Below are 21,474 nucleotides of genomic sequence, written 5' to 3'. Positions count from 1 at the left end.
GGACGTTACGCTCCGTATTATTCTGTTTTTGCCGAACAGCCGGGTCAGTCCATGAGCCGGCGGGTCAGATAGGTGTATTCCAGCGCCAGCCGGCGGGCCGTCTCGCGCAGGTTGGCGCCGGCCGCGTGGCCGCCGTCCGTGTTCTCGTAGAACAGCACCTCATGGCCCAGCGCATCAAGCTGCGCCGCAGCCTTGCGGGCGTGGCCGGGGTGGACGCGGTCGTCCTTGGTGGAGGTGTGGATGAACACCTCCGGATAGTCCGCCTCGGCCGACAGGGCCTGATAGGGCGAATAGGCGGCGATCCATTCCCGCTCTTCGGCGATGTCCGGGTTGCCGTACTCGCCCATCCACGACGCCCCGGCCAGCAGGGTGTGGAAGCGCAGCATGTCGAACAGGGGCACCTGGATGACCGCCGCATTGATCAGGTCGGGACGCTGGGTCAGCATCGCGCCCATGAACAGCCCGCCCTGGGAGCCGCCCATGACGCCGAGGCGGCGGGGGCTGGTGATGCCGCGCGCGATCAGGTCCTCGGCCACGGCCTGGAAGTCCTCGTGGGCGCGCTGGCGGTTCACGCCCTGGGCGGCCTGGTGCCAGCCCGGCCCGAACTCGCCGCCGCCCCGGGTGTTGGCCACCACATAGACGCCGCCGCGCTCCAGCCACAGCTTGCCCACCGTGGGCGAATAGCCGGGCAGCAGCGACACCTGGAATCCGCCGTAGCCGTACAGCAGGGTGGGATTGGAGCCGTCGGCGGCGACGCCGTCGCGGCTGACCACGAAATAGGGAACCATGGTCCCGTCGGCGGAGCGGGCCTGATGCTGCTCCACATGCATGCCCTCGGCGTCGAACTTGGCCGGCAGGCTCTTGACCGTTTCCAGTTCGCCCGAGGCGGCGTCAGCCAGCCACAGGGTGTCCGGGGTCAGATAGCCCTCGACGCTGACGAACAACTGGTCGTCCTCGCTGCTGGCCGAACCCAGACCCACCGAGGCGTTCTCCGGCAGGTTCAGGCGCTCACGGACCCAGCCGTCCCCGGCGCGGTGATAGGCGTAGGCCGCCCCGCGCACGTTCTCGAACAGGGCCACCACCAGCCGGTTGCGCGTCAGGGTCACGCCCTCCACCGCTTCCCGCTCGCCGGGCCGCAGGATCAGCTCGCCGACGGACGCGGCCGGATCGGCTTTCAGCGCCTCAAGATCGAAGGCGATCAGGTCGCCGGCCTCGAAGGCGGTCCCGGCGCCGTCGGTCCAGTCCTGGTCCGTGGTGACGATCAGCTGTCCGTCCAGCAGACCCTGCACCGAGCGGCGCGCGGGCAGGTTGATGCGAACAGGGCCCGTATCCGTCAGGAAATAGCTCTCGGTCTCGAAGAAGGTGACCGCCCGGTCCACCATCTCGGCCTGCACCACGCCGTCGGCGTCGCGCAGCGCATAACCGGCCACCAGCACGTCCTCGGGCTCGCCCCGGAACACCTCCGGCGCCTGGTCCATGGACTGGCCCCGCGTCAGACGGCGGACCGTCATGGCGTAGCCGGAATCCGTCAGGGTGCCGTCGCCGAAGTCGCGATAGACCAGCAGGGTGTTCTCATCCACCCAGTCGGCGCCGCCCTTGGACTCAGGCAGGCTGAACCCGTTCTCGATGAACTGGCCGGTCTCGCGATCAAACTCGCGCATGACCACGGCGTCCTTGCCGCCGTCGGACAGGTTGACCAGGCACAGGCGATCGTCGGGCGACAGGCACTGGGCGCCCTTGTAAACCCAGTTGGCGTCCTCGGCGGCCGCCAGGGCGTCCACGTCCAGGATCGTCTCCCACTCAGGCGCATCGGTGCGGTAGCTGTCCAGGGTCGTGCGGCGCCAGACGCCCCGCACATGGGTCGCGTCCTGCCAGAAATTGTCCACCGTGCGCTGACCGCCCGCCGAGTGGCGGAAGGCCGGGAAGGGAATGCGGTCCTGCGCCTCCACCAGCGCCAGGGCGGTGGAATACAGCTCGTCATAGCGCGGGTCGCCGGTCAGCACGCCCAGCGAATGCTCATTGCGCGCCTCGACCCATTCCATGGCCCGCTCGCCCTCGATGTCCTCCAGCCAGATCCACGGATCGGAAGCGGCGGCCTGTTCGGTCAGGGTCGGTTCGGAAGTCTGGGCCATGGGATGGGTCGCTGAAAGGCTGAGAACGAGCGCGGCGAGGGCGGGGCCCCCATAGGCCAGACGACGGAACATGCGGCGTTTTCCTCGGATGTGTCTGTTGGGCGCGCGACCCTATGGGCGGGCCGGGCGGTTGGAAAGTTACAGGCCTGTAATGAATCAGCGCCCGTCGTCGGGAATGCAGATGGTATTGCCGCAGGCCTTGCAGTGCACCGCGTCCGGATCATGCCGCTGCAGCCCGCAGGTGGGGCAGGGGTGAAACACCTTGTGCGTCACGTTCAGGGACTGGATCAGGCGGAAGAACAGGCCCACGCCGCCCAGCATCACCGCGATGGACAGCAGCCGCCCCCAGGTGCCCGGCAGGATGATGTCGCCGTATCCGGTGGTCGTCAGGCTGGTGATGGTGAAATAAAGCGCGTCCACATAGCCGGATATGCCCTCATAGCGACCCATGAAGCTGGTGTAGACGAAGCCGGCTACCACGAAGACGAAGGTGATCAGGGCCGCCAGCGCCTTGACGATGTCCTCCACCCGCGTGTCGTTGTAGCCGCGCCCCACAGTCTTCCAGAAGAAGTCGCTGTTGATCAGGGTCCACAGCCTCAGCACCCGCAGGAAGCCGAGGTTGTACAGCCACGCGGGAAACAGCAGTGTGGCCAGCACGAACAGGTCCACCCACACGATGGGCCGCTTCAGCCAGTCGCGCCAGTCCGTGTAGGCCGAGGCCCGCGCGATCAGGTCGAAGGCCAGGATCGCCGCGATCACATAGTCCAGCACATAGAAGACCAGGCCGCCTTCGTCCTTCAGCACCGGCGCGGCGATGAAAAAGGCGATGATGGCGAAGTCCACCACGATCACGGCCAGGCGGAATCGCACCGCCGCCCGGGACGAGCCGTGATACAGCGCCCTCAGGCGCGCCCGCAGTCGCAGGCCCGTATGGGTCTTTTCCTCGGCCTTGGCTTTCATGCAGAGCCTGTTCTTCGCCGGGCGCTCTGACGCCGGGCCGGATTCAGCTTATATGCGGAGACCATGACGCACCCCTTCGTCAAGATGAACGGCGCCGGAAACGACTTTATCGTCGTCAACGCGCTTGAACGGCCCTTCGCGCCGACGCCCGATCAGGCCCGCGCCCTGGCCGATCGGGAGACCGGCCCGGCGGGCGGCTGCGACCAATTGATCGTGATCGAGCCTTCGGAAACCGGCGACGCCCTGATGCGGGTGTGGAACGCCGACGGCGGGGTGGTGGAGACCTGCGGCAACGCCCTGCGCTGTGTCGGCTGGCTGCTGACCCTGGCGGGCGGGCGTGATCAGGTGGTGATCGACACGCTCGGCGGGCCGACCACAGCCGCGCGGGCCGGGGACCACCGCGTCACCGTGGACATGGGTCCGCCCCGACTGGCCTGGGACCAGATCCCCCTGGCCGAGGACATGGACACCCGGGGCATCGAACTTCAGGTGGGGCCGGTGGATGCGCCGCTGCTGCACACCCCTGGCGCAGTCAGCATGGGCAATCCCCATGTGGTGTTTTTCGTCGACCATGTCCCAGACGACGCCTTCGTTCGCGGGACCGGCTCGCTGATCGAGCATCATCCGCTGTTTCCCGAAGGCGTGAACGTGGGCTTCGCCCATGTGGAAGGGCGCGACCGTATCCGTCTGCGCGTATGGGAGCGGGGCGCCGGCCTGACGAAGGCCTGTGGCACGGGCGCCTGCGCCGCCCTTGTGGCCTGCGCTCGCCGGGGCCTGACGGACCGTGCCGCGACCGTCATCGTGGACGGCGGCGAGCTGTTCATCGATTGGCGCGAAGGCGACGATCACGTGCTGATGACCGGTCCGGTCGAGGTCGAGACCACCGGGATGCTGCCCTGATCCGCACGCCGCGGCGACGGCAGGGCGAAAGTCCAGCCTGTTCCGGTTGTGGGAAGCGCGACCGGGTTCTAGGGTCGCGCCTTCCTTCGCCGCCTCCGCGTGCCCTGTAGCGACCCCATGCCCGAAAACACCGAGAAACAGACCTTCACCGACCAGGAAGCCCTGGATTTCCACAGCGAGCCGACGCCGGGCAAGATCTCCATGGCGCCGACCAAGCCCATGGCGACCCAGCGCGACCTGTCGCTGGCCTATTCGCCGGGCGTCGCCGTGCCGGTGCGCGCCATCGCCGAGGACCCGGACAAGGCCTACGACTACACCGCCAAGGGCAATCTGGTGGCCGTCATCTCCAACGGCACCGCCATCCTGGGTCTGGGCGACCTGGGCCATCTGGCGTCCAAGCCGGTGATGGAAGGCAAGTCGGTGCTGTTCAAGCGCTTCGCCGACGTGGACTCCTTCGACGTGGAGGTGAAGACCACCGACCCGGACGAGTTCATCACCGTGGTCAAGAACATCGGCGACACCTGGGGCGGCATCAATCTGGAGGACATCAAGTCCCCCGAATGCTTCGAGATCGAGACCCAGCTTCAGGACCTGCTGGACATCCCGGTGTTCCACGACGACCAGCACGGCACGGCCATCATCTCCACCGCCGGCCTGATCAACGCCTGCCACGTGCAGGGCAAGAAGCTGGAAGACATCAAGGTGGTGCTGGCCGGCGCCGGCGCCGCCGGCCTGTCGTCCATCGCCCTGATGAAGGCCGCGGGCGTTCGCCACGAGAACACCGTCATCGTCGACCGCGACGGCGTGGTCTATCGCGGCCGCGACAATGTGGATCAGTGGAAGGCCGCCCACGCCACCGACACGCCTCTGCGCACCCTGGCCGAGGCCATGGTCGGCGCCGATGTGGTCATCGGTCTGGCGGCCAAGGGCGCCATCACCAAGGAAATGGTCGCCTCCATGGCGCCCAAACCCATCATCTTCGCCATGGCCAACCCGGACCCGGAGATCACGCCCGAGGACGTCAAGTCGGTGCGCGACGACGCCATCATCGCCACGGGGCGCTCGGACTACGTCAACCAGGTCAACAATGTGCTGGCCTTCCCCTATCTGTTCCGCGGCGCCCTGGACGTGCGCGCCCGTCAGGTGAACCACGAGATGAAGGTGGCCTGCGCCGAGGCCCTGGCCGCCCTGGCCCGAGAGGATGTGCCGGACGAGGTGGCCGTGGCCTATCGCGGTCGCAAGCTGAAGTTCGGCCCGGACTACATCATCCCCACGCCGTTCGACCCGCGGCTGATCTGGTACATCCCGCCGTTCGTGGCCAAGGCGGCCATGGACACCGGCGTGGCGCGCCAGCCCATCGAGGACATGGACGCCTATCGCGCCTCCCTGCGCCAGCGTCTGGATCCGTCAGCCGCCCTGATGCAGAAGATTTCCTCCGCCGTGCGCGGCGCCCCCAACAAGCGGGTGGTGTTCGCCGAGGGCGAGGAGACATCGGTCATCCGCGCCGCCTGGGCCTTCAAGCAGCAGGAGCTGGGCACGCCCATCCTGGTGGGCCGCGAGGAGCTGGTGCGCCAGAACGCCACCGAGGCGGGTCTGGTGTTCGAGGATCTGGGCATCGAGATCATCAACGCCCGCGTCTCGCCCAACAATGTGGCCTACACCGAGGCCCTGTATCAGCGGCTGTGGCGGCGGGGCTATCTGCGCCGCGACGTGCAGCGCATGATCAATCAGGACCGCAACTATTTCGGCGCGGCCATGCTGGCCCACGGCGACGCCGACGCCATGGTCACAGGCGTGACCCGCAATTTCAACATGGCGCTCAAGGAGGTCAGCCGCGTGCTCGATGTGAAGAGCACCCTGATCGGCCTGTCCATCGTCATGGCGCGCGGCCGCACCCTGTTCGTGGCCGACACCTCCATCCACGAGCTGCCCGACGCCGCCGAACTGGCCGAGATCGCCATCCAGGCCGCGTCGTCGGTCCGCAAGCTGGGCCGCACCCCGCGCGTGGCCTTCCTGTCCTATTCCAGCTTCGGCAATCCGCCGGGCGACCGGGGCGAGAAGGTGCGCGAGGCCATCCGCATTCTGGACCAGCGCGGCGTGGACTTCGAATACGAGGGCGAAATGCCGCCCGAACTGGCCCTGACGCCTGACGCCCGGGGCGCGCACCCCTTCATGCGCCTGTCTCGCGAGGCCAATGTGCTGGTCATGCCCGCGATCCATTCAGCGGTCATCTCGACCCAGCTGATCCAGGCCCTGGGCGGCGCCACCCTGATCGGGCCACTGCTGATCGGACTGGAGAAGTCGGTCCAGATCGTGCCGCTGGGCTCCTCCGTCAGCCAGATCCTCAACGCCGCCACCTTCGCCGCCTACGAGGAAGGCGTCGCCGAGGAGGGGTGAGGCCTAGGCCTCACCCTTGCCCCGGGCCTCGATCTCGGGCTGACGCTTGGCCACATAGAAGGCCAGGAAGATGGCGAAGACGCCGAGCAGCACCGAGTAGAGGAAGAAGGTCACATAGCCCGCCCCCAGTGACGGGGCGGACACCCCTGCGGTCGCCGCGCCCTCCGCCAGCGAGCCTTCGGGCAGGCGGCCGAACCATCCGCGTATGGCGCTGTTGAAGCCCCCGGCCTCGGCTGCGCGCGCCGTCTCCTCCACGATGCGGCCGGACTGCGAGGCGGTGATCTTGCCGAAGATCGCGTAGAGCGAGCTGAACAGGGCATACTGCGTCGCCGTGAAGCCCGCGCTGGTCAGGCTGGACATGTAGACGATCAGCGCGGTGCCCGCGACGCCGGTGGCGAAATTGTCGATGGTGATGGCGCCGTAGAGCACCGCCATGTTCGGGCCCGAAACCGCTAGCCAGACGAACACCAGATTCGACAGCGGGCTGGCGAACACGCCGATGACCATGCTCTTGATGATGCCGAACCGCGAGACCATCCAGGCGCCGAAGGTGATGCCCGCCAGGGACGCCACCACGCCGTAGACCTTCCGCACCTCGGCGATCTCGCTGAGGCTGAAACCCAGATCTATGTAGAACGGGTTCATCAGGTTCAGCACGAAGTCCGACAGGCGATAGAGACAGATCAGCGCCATGATCAGCACGCCGAACTTGACCCCGAACCTCTGGAAGAAGTCGCCCAGCGGCTGGCCGTAGGATCGACGGAGATAGGCGCCTGGCCGCGTCACGACCCCGGGGATGGGCACGCACGCCAGGGCGATCAGCGCCAGCCCGGCGACCACCCCCCCGAACTGGAGGAAGATGCCGTTCGGTCTCGCTTCCCACGCTGTCTTGAACGCCTCGGCCCCCGCGTCTGTGCCGCCCAGAAGATTGACCAGGCCGGCCAGCAGCGTGCCGTTGGCCGCGAGTCCAGATCCCGCGAACAAGGCCCCCAGCAGGATCAGCGTCAGGCGCGCCGCCCATTCCACAACCTCCGGTCCCGGACGCCGGGGCAGTCCGTGATCAACCAGCGCCACCCGCACCTCGCCGCCGCGCGGCGCCAGCAGCACCGCCGCGATGGCCACGAACATGATGCCCGCCATGACCGCATAGCTGAGGTTCCAGCTGAAGGCCTCTGCCAGAAACAGCGGCAGGGCTCCCGCCGTGATCATCGCGCCCCGATAGCCCCACTGATAGGCGGCGGCCATGACGCCGAACCGGGCCTTGTCCACCACCTCGATGCGCCAGGCGTCGATGGCGATGTCCTGGGTGGCTCCGGCGAAGCCCACCAGAACCGCCAGCAGCGCCACCCGCGTCAGGTTCATGGACGGGTCCGATCCGGCGATCAGCCACAGGCCGACGATGATGATGATCTGCATCAGCACCATCCATGACCGCCTCTGGCCGAGCAGGGGCTCAAGGACCGGAATCTTGACCCGATCCACCATCGGAGCCCACACGAACTTCAGCGAATAGGACAGGGTCGCCAGCGAGAAGGCGGTGATGGTCTGCAGCGACAGGCCTTCCTGCCGCAGCCACGCCGACAGGGTGTCGAAGATCAGGAAGAAGGGCAGGCCCGCCGCCATGCCCAGCAGCAGCATCACGAAGACGCGCCGCTCCTTGAGGGTCTTGACGAACTCCCAGGTGGTCAGGCGGCGTTCGGCGACGTCTTCGGCCATGTCAGCGTCCCTTTGCAGGGACGCCGTCAGGCGCCCCGATTCAGCAGGCGACCTTGGCGCGGACTTCGCCGCTCGTCCAGCGGGCAAGCGCCGACCTGAGCGCGTCGGTGTCGATGGGCTTGGTCAGGTGGTCGTTCATGCCGGCTTCCAGACACGCCTTGCGGTCCTCCACGAAGGCGTTGGCGGTCAAGGCCACGATGGGGGTGCGGTCGCCCTTGGCGCGGATGGCGCGGGCGGCGTCCAGGCCGTCCATGCCGGGCATGCGCATGTCCATCAGCACCAGATCATAGCGGGCGCGGGTCAGGGCCTGGACCGCCTCGTCGCCGGAGCCGGCCGTCTCCACCACGCAGCCCTCGCGGCGCAGCAGGGTCTTGGCCAGCAGCGCATTGACCGGATTGTCCTCGGCCAGCAGCACGCGCAGGCCGGCGAACCGCACCGGGGTGACCCGGTCGTCCTCGCGCTGGGGCGGGGGCGGGCCGCCGATGGGGGCGTCCGCCTTGCCCACCGCCGCCAGCACCCGCTCGGCCAGCGATGCGCGCCGCAGGGGCTTGATCAGATAGCCGTGGAAACCCTGTGAGCGGTAGCGCGCGATCAGCTCGCGCTCCTCGGCCTTGAGCAGCACGATGCACCGCCCGCCGACGGGGCAGGCGGCCACGGCGCCCGGCTCGGCCTCCGCGTGGTCCACCAGGGTGACGGTCGCGCCGGATTTCACCGTCCCGCCGCAGGCCTCCACCTGCTGCCGGGCGGCCTCGGCCACCAGCGGATCGGGGGATTTCACCGCCACGGCGACGCCCTTCAGCGGGGTGGCGCGGCCGGCGACGGCGCCGGGGGCGATGGGGAAGGCGGCTTCGAAACGGAAGCGCGCGCCGCCGCCGGGCCGGTCGGTGACGCAGACCTTGCCGTCCATGGCCTCGGCCAGCTTCCTGACCACCGCCAGACCCAGCCCCGCGCCGTCGAAGCGGGCGGCGTCGGACGCGTCCACATGGCCGAATTCCTCGAAGATGCGCTCGCGCGCCTCGGGCGGCACGCCGGGGCCGGTGTCGTCGATGATGAAGGCCAGCTTGGGCCGGCTGTCGCGCCCGCCCGCCCGCTCGATGGCGATGCGGACGCCGCCGGTCTCGGTGAACTTCACCGCATTGCCGGCCAGGTTGAACAGGATCTGGCGCAGGCGGCCCTCGTCGGCCAGCACGTCCGGCGCGTCGGGGGCCACGGTCCAGACCAGCGACAGGCCCTTGTCGTGGGCGCGCGGGCTGAGCAGCTCGGCCACGCCCTGGACCAGGCCTTCCAGATCGACCGGTTCGGACTCCAGCTCCAGATGGCCTGCGTCCACGCGGGCGTAATCCAGCAAGTCGTTGACCAGCCCCAGCAGATGCTCGGCGGAATCCCGCGCCGCGCTCACATAGGCGCGCTGGGCGCCGTCCATGCGGGTGCGGGCCAAGAGGCCCAGCATGCCGATGACCCCGTTCAAGGGCGTGCGCATCTCATGGCTCATCAGTCGCAGAAACCGCTCCGCCGCCTGGGCGTCGTGGGTCTCGGTCGCGGCCGGATTGGTCGCGGGCGCCTTTTGCACCCCTTCGGTCTTCACGGTCTTCCGCCGTACGCTCATCACTCACCCTCCACCGAAGGATCAGCATGCACGACAACGGTTAAGGGCCGCCGAATCACCCGGACGGCGTCAGGCGGTGCTCACCAGGCCGGCGTGCTCTCGGCCCCCACGGGCGCGGCGCCGACCTCCTGCGGACCCACAGTGGTCCGGCGATAAACGAGGGCCTCGGCGATGTGGCGGCGCAGGACCGGGGTGGAGCCCTCCAGATCGGCGATGGTGCGCGCCAGCCGCAGGGTGCGGGTCCAGCCCCGGGCGGTCAGGCCCCCCGCCTCCGCGGCCCGCATCAGCAGGGCGCGGCCCGACTCATCGGGCGCGCCGACCCGGTCCAGGGTGTCGCCGGACGCCCGGGCGTTGATCCCCTGATCCGGATCCAAGCCGTGTTCGCGGGCGCGATCAGCCTGGGCCTGCCGGGCGATGGCCACCCGCGCGGCCGCCTCGGCGGTGCCTTCGGCGGGCGGAGGCAAGGCCATGTCGGCGGCGGTGACCGGCGGAGTCTCCACCGTCAGGTCGATGCGGTCGAACAGGGGGCCGGAGATGCGGTTCTGGTAGTCCCGCTGACAGCGGGGGGCCTTGCCGCAGGCGCCCTTGCCCGGCCCGCCCACGCCGCAGCGGCACGGGTTCATGGCGGCGATCAGCTGGAACCGCGCCGGATAGCGCACATGGGCGTTGGCGCGCGCCACCACGATTTCCCCGGTCTCCAGCGGTTGACGCAGGGAATCCAGCGCCTGGGGAGAATATTCCGGCAGTTCGTCCAGAAACAGCACGCCATTGTGGGCCAGCGACGCCTCGCCCGGCTTGGCCCGGTGTCCCCCGCCGGTCAGGGCGGCCATGCTGGCGGAATGGTGCGGCGCGCGAAAGGGCCGGTCCCGGGTCAGGCCGCCCCGCTCGATCAGCCCGGCCACCGACCACACCATGGAGGTCTCCAGCAGTTCCTGCGGCGTCAGGGGCGGCAGCAGACCGGGCAGGCGCTGGGCCATCATGGACTTGCCCGATCCGGGCGGGCCCACGAACAACCGTTTATTGTTTTGACAACACCCATCGCGGGGCTACCGTTGTCCGATGAAGGCTGTGGGCTATTCGCGGTGGAGCTCTCTTGAGCAGGGGCGCGGTTCGACCCTTGCGAGGCAGCAGGGGCAAATCCGGTCGTTCTGCGACGCCAAGGGCTGGACCCTGATCGAGCAGATCACCGACGAGGGAACTAGCGCCTATACCGGGGCAAATATCCAGACCGGGAACCTCGCCGCGCTGCTAACGCGGATTGAGACTGGCGACCTGCCGAACGACGTGGTGATCGTTGTCGAGCAACTTGATCGGATAAGCCGACTGCCTCCTAGCCGCGTCGTGAACTGGATCAACAGGGTGGTCGCCACCGGGGCCAGTATCGCTACGGTGAACGATGGTCAGGTCATCGACCAGTACATGATCGATGCGAACCCTATGAACTTCATGTCTCTGGTGTTCAATTCGTTTCGGGCTTTTCAGGAGAGCAAGCACAAGTCCGAACGTCTTGCGGCAAGCTGGGCGATGAAGCGAAAGGCGTTGGAGGGTGGTGCCGGAAGACCGATCACCAGCGTCTGCCCGGCTTGGCTCAGGTTTGATGCAGGCGTCCAAAGATTTGTTGAGGTGCCCGAGCGCGCGGCTATCGTCCGGGAGATTTTCGACCGAACCATCGATGGGGAAGGCAAAGCGGCTATTGCAGCTTCCCTCAACGCTCGCGGAATAGCGGCGTGGGGTCGAGGAGCCAGCCAAGCGGATGGTTGGCATCCAAGCTATGTGCAGAAGATCCTCTCTAACCCGGCGGTGATCGGAGAATTCCAACCGCACATGAAGGCTAGGGGAGACCTTAAGCGAACTCCCATTGGAGAACCTGTCCGGGGCTATTATCCGGAGGTCATTTCCGCCGAACAGTGGGCACGTGTGAGGTCTAGCAAGCCGCTGAAGCGCGGAGGCGGTAATGGGTTCAAGGGTGAGATTCGGAACCTGTTCTCTGGTCTGTGTCGCTGTGCAATCTGCGGCGGCACGATGGCATACCAACTGAAGGGGCAGGAGGGCAGCCGACTACGGAGCGGACGGCCGGTGGCGCAGAAGAAGTCAAGCTACCTCTTCTGTTCACGTCGGGTACGGAAGTTGGCCTGCTCAAACGGCTTTTATTACCGCTATGAGCATCTGGAGGATGGCATCCTCGACGGCATCCTCAGCTTCGCTCTTAGCGACAGCTTCTTCTCGTCTGACCAGGCGATCAGCGAACTGTCCGCCGGATTCTACCAAGCCGCGCGGGAAGTAGAGGCGCAGCAGGCTCGGGTCGACCGTCTCATCGGCCTTTACGAGGAGACAGGTGACAGCGGGGTAAAGCAGCGTTGGCTTGACGCTCGGCAGAGGTTGGTCGCCTTGGTCAGTGCTGCAGATGCCGCCAAGGACGCTCTTGAACGGGCCCGGGGGAGCGCATCTCCACAGGAGCACGCAGAGCGAGTCGCCTCTGTCCGTAAATCCCTCGACAATCCAGACGCTGACGCGCGACGGACTGCCCGACAGAAAGTGATGCATAGTCTCCGAGAAGTGGTCGACTACATGACATTTGACGACGCCGGCCGGATCGGGATGGTCTTTCGCTCGGGCGCAATGGCCGTCCGCTTCAATCAATTCGGCGAAATTCTCGGAGACGTACAACGTTTCGAGGGACAGCCGACTACGCCCGAAACTCAGAGCGCGTTACTCGCTGCGTTGGACGACCATTGCTGAGCTGGAGAATTGTGGCAACCGGCACCGGGAAGGGTTGCAGCACCCTAACAGCCCTCAGAATGACCCTCGTCGATCGCGGGGACGTCTGTGCTGCCGGGACTGCCTCTTGGCCCTGCACGATGCCCGCAGAGGGCTTCAAGGTCGCGCCTGAGAAAACGGAGATAAGCATCCGCCAAGGCCTCCGGCCCTGTGAAACTCGATTGGGCCAAGTTTCTGAGCACCGGATACCGCCTCCACATCCGGTGACGATGATCGATCATGGAGACGAGGCATCGGGTCAGATCTTCCCGTGCCTGAGAAAGCGATATCACGTTCGAGACGTCAGGGATCGAGCGCGCGTCATCATCATCCCCGTCGTTCAGTAAGGCGTTCACCCAGATGTCGGCTCGGATAGTGCCATCGCGGCCGATCCGGATTTCCGCGCGCACCTGTTTGAAGGCCAAGTCCCACGCCGTGCTACTGAACCACGATCTAATTCGAGATGCTCCCAATACTGCCTTCCGACGACGACGGCTGTCTCGCGAACGGGGCGAGGTGGGGCCTCTCAACCGACCGGGCATCGATGAAATCCGCGAGGTCTCGCTCGCTCTGGTCATAGGCGCCGGGTGTCAGCGTCCCCCGCATGAGTTCGTAGCGGAGCCAAACTCGATACGTATTCACAACGTCGGTTTCGCAGTAGTCCGCGACTTCCTGAACGCGCCCAGTCGCGACGTACTCGGCCACCTTTGAGCCATCAACGCCGTCGGGCTTTCCGGGAAGCCCAAGGATGCGCGATAGTTCGTCCAGCTTGCATTTGCCCTGGCTGGTGAAACTGGCCAGCACGTCGCACAGATCCACCGCATCGTCAGAGTACCGCTTGAAATAGCCCCTTGCGTACAGACCCGGAGCCGACAGTTGATTGACCATGGCCCGGTAGCGCAGCACCGGCAGGTCAAAGCCGCTTCCGTTGAAGGATACGAGGCAGGGCCGCAGGTCGTTCAGGCGATCAGCGAAACTAGCGATGAGGTCGGCTTCACTACGGTCCCCGAGGTGCGGGGCGCCTAGCGAGCGCACGATCCACCCATTGTCGCTGCTCTCTGCGATGAGCGCCCCGATGCAGGCGATCCGGTGCAGGGGTAGCTTGCAGAACTTCTCCCCGACGATCCCCCGAGCCTGAGCGTCGTCGTGCGGCTCGACTCCGTGCATGCGCGAGACCGCTTCCAGATCGGGAATGGTCTCAAGATCGAAAACGACGACGTGGGCCATGATGTCTCCCTGCCGAGAAAGCGTGATGGGCGGCATCGCCGCCCATCTATTCTGGCACAGGTTAGCCCGCCTTCTTCGCCTTCGCCGCCTTCATCGTCGCGGCGCGCGCTTGAGCAGCGCTGGCCACAGCGGCATCAAACTCACCGGCGAGCACGGCCTGATCCAGCGTGTCGATGATGGGGCCGAGGCTCCCAATGCCCTCGGCTTCGACGGCGCTCATCCCCTTTGCCAGTTCTAGCGGCTTTCCGCCGTAGCGGAGCTGGAAATAGACCTTGCCGCCGTCGCCGCTGAACCAGCCCTTGCGGACGGCGCGCGGGACCTCGACGCGCGTCCGATTTCCGGCTTCGTCCGTCTTGGTGACGGTGCGGACGGCCGTGTGGGGCCTGCCTGCGATGGCAGCCTCGACCAGCGCTCGCTGTTCGGCGAGATAACCGCGCAGTTTTTCCCGGTTGCGCTCCTGCGGGCTGGCCGGCTGGGACTGCGGCTTCGCGGCAGACAGCTTCAGGGATTTCAGAAGAGACATGAACACCTCGCTCTGGGTTGTCGATGTCGCCGCTCTAATGCCGTCGTCCAGATATGCGACCAGAGACTGACCCGAAAATAATTCGAGCGTCACCACCATAGTTTTAGGGGATGAAAGTTGGTCTGCGACCGCAACAATTCACGTTAACGCGAGGGGAGCTACCGTAGCCCAGCGCCTGCCAGGCGGCCGACGACGTTTCGAATGCATTGGTTTATGGCCTGTTCGCTAACGTCTCCTCCATAGACCGCTGCGTCAGCCACAGCCGAATAGACGTCGCCAATTGCCTGCTGCGCAGCAACTTCGGAAGTCTGGCCGAATCGCACGAATTCCGCCCGGCACCTGCCCCCCGAATGTTGGTCTGCGGTCGCAAATGCCGTTCGCACGCGCTGACTGTATGAGGCGTTGGGCATCGAACCCAGGATTTGAGCGCTGCAGCTTAGTGCAGCCCGAGCTGCGACCACTGAGAGACAATCTGCGCTGTCGAGGTTGTCGGGACTCGTAATCCCTTGCGCTGTGAATAATACCTCCCGGGGCGTCGGGTCTGCAGGTGGGGCGGAGACTCGGGTGCCGCTTCCTCTTCCACAGCGGGGAACCGGCGGGGCGTTTGAGTTAGTGGGAACCGGTCTCCCCGCCGAAATAGTTTCGAGGCTGCGCATCCTTCCCGACCCAAAATCTCGAACGAAGTAAGTCTCATTCACGATCTGTATGTAGCGATCCCCTGATCGGTAAATCTTCCTATAGACATCGCTCTCTTCGATGTTTCCGGCCCACCAAACGTCCACTCGGTTGCCGCGAAACTCCGGTCCGCCAAGCCCGCAGCGCAGGCTGTATAGGCCCTCATGCTGCGGAGCGATCCCCGAAACTTCTGCCCAATGCGCACCCGGCGATCGATGACGTTCCATGAGTTGATGAAGGACCGGATCACTCGTCCGGGCGTCTAGTTCGTATGACGAGGCTTCAATTCCAAGGACCTCGTCGGGCCCCTCAGTAGCTAGGTTTCCAGCCCAGACGAACCGGCCACTGAGAGGCCCATCCACGACCTCGACCCATTCCGTTTCGCCGGTGGCGCGCACGCGTCCGACAATGACGTCTCCCTCGGCCAACCTGCCGACGACATCACTTCCTTCAGCGGTTGGGGCATCCCTCACGTTGGCCGGGCCAGTCGCAACGAATGAATAGGCGGGCTCACCATCGCGATAGAGCAGCCACATCGTAGCCCCCACGGTTGCCACGAGTATCGCACACAGCAGGGCGACAACCTGTGCCGTTCCCACAGAGCGCTTCTTGCGCGCCCAAACTGGCGTAGGGGCTCGCTGTCCATTCCCGCGGTCAGCTGACGAACCAGTCTCGAGAGGGTCGATGTCCGGCTCGGGCGGAGCCGTTGAGGCTGGCACCTGAAGCAGTTTCGCCTTCTCTGCCTGGAACTCGGCCTCAGACAGAGCGCCCGCGTCCCTAAGACGCATCAGTCGCTCCAGCGCCTCCAACTTGCCCGTATCCATCGTTCCCCCTCAACTGATAGGCGCATGGTAGCGCCTGCTGAATTTGGCGCTAGTAGAGGAACAACCACAAGGCGAGCGATCGAAGCCGGGGAGGGACGAGGATTGGCGCTGTTCAGAATTTCCGGGGAAAGCTTCGAACGGGTTGCGGAAACGACCTTTACGCGTGAGCGATTGCAGGAGCGTCAAGACCTCCAGCGCCTCTTGCGGGCAGACATTAGTGTCCTCGGAGACGACCTGATGGTCGTCACACAGGAATTCGGCGAGTGGGAAGACAGCAACCGACGCATCGACCTTCTGTGTCTCGATAGCCAAGCGCGGCTGGTCGTCGTTGAGCTAAAACGGACCGACGACGGCGGTCACATGGAGCTCCAAGCCATCCGTTACGCGGCGATGGTGTCGGGGATGACGTTCGATCAGCTTGCGTCGGCGCATTCGCGTTACACGGGTCTCGATCATCCCAGCGCCGAAGCGGCGCTCTTGTCCTTCCTGGGGTGGGAGAATGAGACCGATGGTGCCTTGAGCGACGAGGTGCGGATCATTCTCGTCTCCGGAAACTTCTCCCGAGAGATCACGACGGCAGTGCTCTGGCTGAACAAGCAGGGGCTTGACATAACCTGCTATCGAATGCGTCCGCATCGCGTCGGCGCTGAGCTTCTCGTCGATATCCAGCAGATTATCCCGCTCCCCGAAGCAGCGGACTACGAGACAAAGCTGAAAGCGCAGCGGCAGGAGGAAAAGCGCGTCCTGTCTGCTCGGCGTGAGATTTTCCATAGGTTCTGGACGCAGCTGATTGAGCGAAGTCGAGGCACCACCAGCGTCGTGGCCAACCGTAATCCCAGCAACGACCACTGGCTCACGGGTAGCATCGGCCGGAGCGGGTTCGCCATGAACTTCGTCCTGAATCAAAACGAGTCCTCGGTGGAGTGTTACATCTCCTTCGGCCGGGATCGAGCGGATCAAGCACTCGCGGCCTTCCGAGCGCTTGAGGGGCAGAAGGATCAGATCGAAACCGTCTTCGGCGGCAAGCTCATCTGGCAGGATCTGCCGGGCAAGCTGGGATGCAGGATTTCCAGTCGCATTGCCGGCGGCTGGCGCCTGCCTGAGGACGAATGGTCAGACCTGCAAGAGCGCCTTGTAGCAGAGATGGTTCGGCTTGAGCGTGCCCTGCGTCAGCCGGTGGCAAACCTCAGGGTTTGAGGGCCGCCGTTCCTCGTCGTCGTGCCGCAGGCCTCAAAATCACATCCACAGTAGCTCCGATGCCCTACACCGACCTAACTCTTCATGCGCTTGAGCGCTTGAGCCGCGGCCGCGAGGCGGTGCGTGACCTCGCGCCTGCCTTGTCGACGTTTCGAATCAGACCGGAGGATTGGGCATCTGAAGGTGCGGCGCAGCCGTTGCTCGCAGACGTCGGAAGATCCGCCGGGTCCGGACGCTCTCTCTACCTGCTGCAAGTCAGCGATGCTGACATACCAAGCACGAGCCTTTCCGAGCTCCGGGACTGCTTCTCGGAGGCTAAAAATCGCTGGGCCGGACTGTTGAAGTTTCCTCGCCTGAACAAGGTCGAGCCGTCGCGGGTGCTGTACGTGGGCAGTTCTTTGACGCTCCGATCGAGGATCAAGGAGCACTTAGGGTATGGTGCTGATCAAACCTTCGCCCTCAGACTCAATCGTTGGGCCCCGGCCTTTGAGCTCGATCTCTTGGTGGCGTCATACGACCCCTCCTCCCCAGACGAAGCGGTACTGTTCTTGGAGGATACGCTTTGGCGCCGCGTTACTCCGATGTTCGGTCGCCCTGGCTCAGCAAGGTAATCCGCGGGCTTCCTCGATGTGCTCTACGCGGATGAGGCGCCCGGTGGACCATGTAGTGAGGCTCATCGATCGGTTTGCGTGGCGGGTTGGACCACGCCCTATGATGAGGTGAAGCAGGTTCGCGGCACCGACAGCGCCGAGAACCAACACCATCCAAGGCTACTGGTCGCTCCTGAAGGGCTGCATCAACGGCACCTACATCAGCGTCAGCCAGAAGCACCTGCAGGCGTATTTCAACGAGTTTGAGTCCGCTCCAATCTGCGGACGCAGCCGCACATCATGTCGGATCTGCTGCTTCAGTCGTTCCCGCGCCGAGCATGACTCGCAGGCGCCTTTTGGTGGCGCTGTCAACGCGCCGCTTGACTTTCGCGGGCAATGGGTCAGGATTCCGATGTAGTCTGAAAGCAGGCACAACCTGCAAGTAGGACCGCACCGGGGAGGGGCCTCTTGGGCGCCTCCCCCTTTTATTTACAGCTGCACGATACCAAAGCCGTTGGCTCTGCTCGCCTGCGTGTTCAGGACGGGTAGAAGTCTGTTGAAATACTGCCGGGCACCCTGCTTTCGAACGTATGCGCAAGGGGCATATTTCTGGTGAAGCAGGTACGCAACCGTGTCGCAGGCCTGAATGAAATAGCTGTCCGCGGAGTTCTTGCCGTGCGGGTCCTCTATGACCCTTACCATTGGCATGTTGCGGGCGGGGAGGCCGCCCATGCCGGGTATGACGTTGTGGGTTCCCATGCGGCGAACAAGGCGAGTAAGCCGCCGCCCGTCCGTAGCGTCCGTGATCACCATGCCTTTGTCGGCTCGGTGAGCGCCCGGAAAGTGACCGGCCGCTATAGTGTTCTCAAACCGCTGGAATAGCGCCTGCCACGCATTTTCGAACACGTCGTAGTTCGGCGGCTTCCCCTGCTTATCTACGATAACGTTGGTGAACTTGACGTAGTTCACCTTGGCCATCTCGTCGGCGAATTGCCGAAGGATCGTAAGCCGGACGTGTTTAGCCATCCCCGCGATAGGTGCGCTGCGGACATATGCGGAGGCATGGATTTCAGTCCGGAGTGGCAGGCCGTGAACCGCCTTCAGCGTCCGCCGGAAGGCTACCAGGTGGTCTAGAAATTCCCGCCACCGGCTTTCGTGAACCGCCAGCCCGGACAGGGCAAAATAGCGGGTCGGGGAGTTTAGAAGCCCCGTGTCGCCGCTTTCGTCCACATACATCAAGTACATTGCGCCCTCCTGGACGGAGGAGAGCATGTCCACCCGGTTGGCGCTACTCCGCGTCCCCATCGCGCAGATCGCCGTCCTCCGGCTGAGGGCGCGGCTGCTGCTTCACCTTCGGATATGGTCAGGGTTTGGTGAGCAGGGCGTCTAGCAGCGCGTCGAAGCGTTGCATGTTCTCGCTATCACGCATTAGCTCGCCTCCATGGGGCGGACACCACTCTCGATATGTGCGGTTGTTGTAGCGGTCCTATGCGCTGGGCAAAGCCCAAGTGACGACCCGAGGCGCGCGGCCGGCACCCGCGAAAGCGACAGCGGCCGCGCTCAGAATGTGCAGATCGCGACTGACCTAGGCCGCCTGGCCAGCGCCCTTGAAGCCCAGAACACAGACGCTGATGCCGAGCGCGAACAACGCGATCTGGACGCCCAAGAGGACATGGCGATTTGGGCGCAAGCGATGTTCTGGACCGCGCTCGCTCAGGCCCTCCTGAGTGCGGCGGGCATCGTCCTCATCTACATCACTTTTCGCGAAACGCGCCGGGCCGCCAATAGCGCGGAGGAAATCGTAGATGTCACCCGCCGCTCGGCGGAAAGGCAGATGAGAGCCTACCTTTCGATTCGGCGAGTCCAGATTGAGGACTTCAAAGTTGGTGAATACCCGAAGGTGACAATTGATCTCCGGAACACCGGCCAGACCCCTGCCAAGCGAATCTCCGCGCGCATCGACATGCGGCGGTCTAACAAGTGGGAAGATGAACGCGCCTCTTTCCAGAACCCAGTTCACACCTCGCGGCTGGAGATTGGCGGACAATGCGATACCAGCCAAACTCTGGCGGCCGATCTGATCGCCCTCACCGACGATCAAGAGATCGGCTTCATGGCGGGCGAGTGGGGCTATGCGGTGTTCGGCCTCATCACGTATCGTGACGTGTTTGGCAAACTCCGCCGTCTAACGTTCCGCGGGCACGCCGACCACTGGGGCCTTAAGGAGCCGGAGAAGGTGCAGGTGTTCGTCTCCACGAAGGGTGTTCGCTCCACCTAGCGCCACGGCCCCCATGGTCACCCAGCCAATCATCACATGTCCTGACGGGAGGTCTCCTACCGTTGCTTTGCGCTCGTTCTGTTCATGGATAAGCCACTGCGAGCTTGGCGGGACCAGTTCGCAGCGGACTGTCTAGCGGCCATCCGGCAGCGTTAGCGTCGCAAAACGCAGCCTCATGGATTGGCCTATGGCGAGGGCTTCTACGAGAGGAGAAGCAGGTCGCTGGTCGAGGGTGTGATCGCTTTCGCTATGTATCGGCCCCACCCGGGTATGTCGAAAGCGTCCTTCACCAAAACCGAGCCGGTCGGAACCATCTCCCTCCAGATGTCCGCTAGGATCACTCTTGCCTGCTCAACAAATTGAGGGGCGCAGCTGAGGGCGAGGTGAATGTGAAGGTTGCTATCGACGTGCTCGATCACCGCGACATACGCGGTTCGGTCGACCGTCCGCTTCGCCCATCCCGGCCCGAGGATCTTTCGGTCAACACGCGCGTGTAGGTGCCTTAGGTCGCGGGCGGCACCGGCTGGCGTGGTATCCCGATTGAACGCTAGCGTGACCGCCAGCGCCGGATTTAGTTGTTCCACAAGGTGGGTGATCGATGCGCGGTAAGAAACCGTTTTGACGGCCGGGGGCAGCATTACGCACCGCCCTTCGACGTATTCTGCCACGCGGTGATTTCGGCCATGGTGTAAGTCCGCACCGGCTCCCGTTTGATGTGCGACCAACAACCTTTCTTCCTTAGAGGCGGAGTGACAGCGGGCTCTTGGTCCCGGCCCCGATGCCTATTTCGTCGCCAATCAATCTTCGCCATCTGCACCTCCGAGGGAAAGTGAATGGGCGAGCCGGGTGAAGCCCGCCCATTCGATTCTATTTATCCTCGGAGGAGCCGGAGCCCGTCAGGGCGCACGCCCAAGAGCATACTCAGGCCGTCGTAAGCTTGAACAGCGCTGCCTCCGAGCGATAGCGAAAGCGGACATAGAAATATCGGGAGTCATGCCACTCCTCGACGTCGATGGCGGGGCAAGTGCTTCGAAAAGTTGCGACGGCTTGGGAACATGCGGACACGCTGCCGGCGCCTCCGTACTCATGCCGAAGCCCCACGGTCCACCCGCGACGGAACGCAGCCGCTCCAGGGCGATATTCCGCCCACGGCATCACTCGGCCTCACTGAGAGCCAGTACCAGCCATTCTCGCGTGACGGAGCGAAGCTTCAGGTCAAAATCTTCTAGGCGATCTGCGTCAGTCATGATCCACATGATAGGCCCCATGTGCCCTAGCATCTTGGTCAGCTTTCGAGGAAACAACCGCCAGCGATAACAGCTTTTCAAATCTATGAACCAAGACTTTTCCACATCAGACATGATGTTAAAATCGCTGTAGTGGCGATATCCGTTTTGCACTTCGACTGCCAAGCGCTTGTCCGAATAGCCCTTTGCTGAAGCGGCGGCACATTCCTTTAGGAAGTGCTTGATGTTGCCGTAGTAGCGCTTCATCGCAGGCGTGGCGCACACGTCCCAGGCCAAGGGCATTACATCGCGCTCGTCGTAGTAGCCACGAAGAGCGTCTCGGCTCGCCTCCCAAGCTGTTCGGTAGGGTTCTGGCAGAAGGCTTGCTGCATAGGCCGTCGTGATAACGGACTGGGCGTCACCCAGTCCGTCCACGACCTCTGACATCACCATCGCCTCGACAGAC

13 protein-coding genes and 2 pseudogenes are annotated in these 21,474 nt (G+C 64.6%); 6 read left to right on the top strand and 9 right to left on the bottom strand.

The annotated features are described in order from the left end of the window. Positions 1–44: 44 nt before the first annotated feature. Together ACI8U3_RS04845 and ACI8U3_RS04840 are read right to left on the bottom strand one after the other, a co-directional pair. Positions 45–2,204: a prolyl oligopeptidase family serine peptidase gene (locus tag ACI8U3_RS04845; protein ID WP_415013735.1), complete on the bottom strand. Its 2,160-nt coding sequence runs from the start codon at positions 2,202–2,204 to the stop codon at positions 45–47. A gap of 84 nt (positions 2,205–2,288) precedes the next feature. Then, positions 2,289–3,092 carry a potassium channel family protein gene (locus tag ACI8U3_RS04840; protein WP_415013734.1) on the bottom strand — a complete coding sequence of 268 codons (804 nt, stop codon included), beginning with the start codon at positions 3,090–3,092 and terminating at the stop codon, positions 2,289–2,291. A 63-nt stretch (positions 3,093–3,155) separates the two neighbouring features. On the opposite strand from ACI8U3_RS04840, the gene dapF reads away from it, so the two are divergent. Both dapF and ACI8U3_RS04830 read left to right on the top strand, forming a co-directional pair. Beyond that, a complete protein-coding gene (dapF, locus tag ACI8U3_RS04835; protein WP_415013733.1) occupies positions 3,156–3,992 on the top strand; it encodes a diaminopimelate epimerase in 837 nt (278 codons plus the stop codon). Positions 3,993–4,109: 117 nt separating this feature from the next. Next, entirely contained in the window at positions 4,110–6,389 is a 2,280-nt protein-coding gene (locus tag ACI8U3_RS04830; protein WP_415013732.1) for an NADP-dependent malic enzyme, read from the top strand. 3 nt (positions 6,390–6,392) lie between these two features. On the opposite strand, the gene ACI8U3_RS04825 is transcribed toward ACI8U3_RS04830, so the two are convergent. The 3 genes and pseudogenes from ACI8U3_RS04825 to ACI8U3_RS04815 all read right to left on the bottom strand — a co-directional run. Then, entirely contained in the window at positions 6,393–8,105 is a 1,713-nt protein-coding gene (locus ACI8U3_RS04825) for an AmpG family muropeptide MFS transporter (protein WP_415013731.1), read from the bottom strand. 40 nt (positions 8,106–8,145) lie between these two features. Further along, on the bottom strand, positions 8,146–9,711 hold the full coding sequence (locus ACI8U3_RS04820; RefSeq protein ID WP_415013730.1) for a response regulator: 1,566 nt from the start codon (positions 9,709–9,711) through the stop codon (positions 8,146–8,148). An 80-nt stretch (positions 9,712–9,791) separates the two neighbouring features. Next, a pseudogene (locus ACI8U3_RS04815) lies at positions 9,792–10,724 on the bottom strand (ATP-binding protein); the annotation flags it as partial. Between the two features lie 46 nt (positions 10,725–10,770). On the opposite strand from ACI8U3_RS04815, the gene ACI8U3_RS04810 reads away from it, so the two are divergent. Beyond that, a complete protein-coding gene (locus tag ACI8U3_RS04810; protein WP_415013729.1) occupies positions 10,771–12,450 on the top strand; it encodes a recombinase family protein in 1,680 nt (559 codons plus the stop codon). A gap of 471 nt (positions 12,451–12,921) precedes the next feature. On the opposite strand, the gene ACI8U3_RS04805 is transcribed toward ACI8U3_RS04810, so the two are convergent. Then, a complete protein-coding gene (locus ACI8U3_RS04805; protein ID WP_415013728.1) occupies positions 12,922–13,695 on the bottom strand; it encodes a 3'-5' exonuclease in 774 nt (257 codons plus the stop codon). 61 nt (positions 13,696–13,756) lie between these two features. Continuing rightward, on the bottom strand, positions 13,757–14,218 hold the full coding sequence (locus ACI8U3_RS04800) for a hypothetical protein (RefSeq protein ID WP_415013727.1): 462 nt from the start codon (positions 14,216–14,218) through the stop codon (positions 13,757–13,759). A 1,601-nt stretch (positions 14,219–15,819) separates the two neighbouring features. Here ACI8U3_RS04800 and ACI8U3_RS04795 point away from each other — a divergent pair. Further along, complete coding sequence (locus ACI8U3_RS04795) at positions 15,820–16,914, top strand: DUF4268 domain-containing protein (protein WP_415013726.1); 1,095 nt, start codon at positions 15,820–15,822, stop codon at positions 16,912–16,914. A gap of 759 nt (positions 16,915–17,673) precedes the next feature. After that, positions 17,674–17,922 (top strand): annotated as a pseudogene (locus ACI8U3_RS04790) (hypothetical protein); the annotation flags it as partial. A gap of 71 nt (positions 17,923–17,993) precedes the next feature. Here ACI8U3_RS04790 and ACI8U3_RS04785 read toward each other — a convergent pair. Beyond that, on the bottom strand, positions 17,994–18,749 hold the full coding sequence (locus tag ACI8U3_RS04785; RefSeq protein ID WP_415013725.1) for a DUF3800 domain-containing protein: 756 nt from the start codon (positions 18,747–18,749) through the stop codon (positions 17,994–17,996). A 322-nt stretch (positions 18,750–19,071) separates the two neighbouring features. Here ACI8U3_RS04785 and ACI8U3_RS04780 point away from each other — a divergent pair, with 322 nt between their 5' ends. After that, positions 19,072–19,782: a hypothetical protein gene (locus ACI8U3_RS04780; protein WP_415013724.1), complete on the top strand. Its 711-nt coding sequence runs from the start codon at positions 19,072–19,074 to the stop codon at positions 19,780–19,782. Positions 19,783–20,936: 1,154 nt separating this feature from the next. On the opposite strand, the gene ACI8U3_RS04775 is transcribed toward ACI8U3_RS04780, so the two are convergent. Continuing rightward, positions 20,937–21,455, bottom strand: a complete 519-nt coding sequence (locus tag ACI8U3_RS04775; protein ID WP_415013723.1) for a hypothetical protein — start codon at positions 21,453–21,455, stop codon at positions 20,937–20,939. Between the last annotated feature and the right edge of the window lie 19 nt (positions 21,456–21,474).

The sequence above is a fragment of the Brevundimonas sp. genome, from assembly GCF_047617075.1.
Lineage (GTDB): Bacteria > Pseudomonadota > Alphaproteobacteria > Caulobacterales > Caulobacteraceae > Brevundimonas.
Note: the sequence above shows the minus strand (reverse complement) of the source record. Positions and strands in the feature narration are given on the sequence as shown.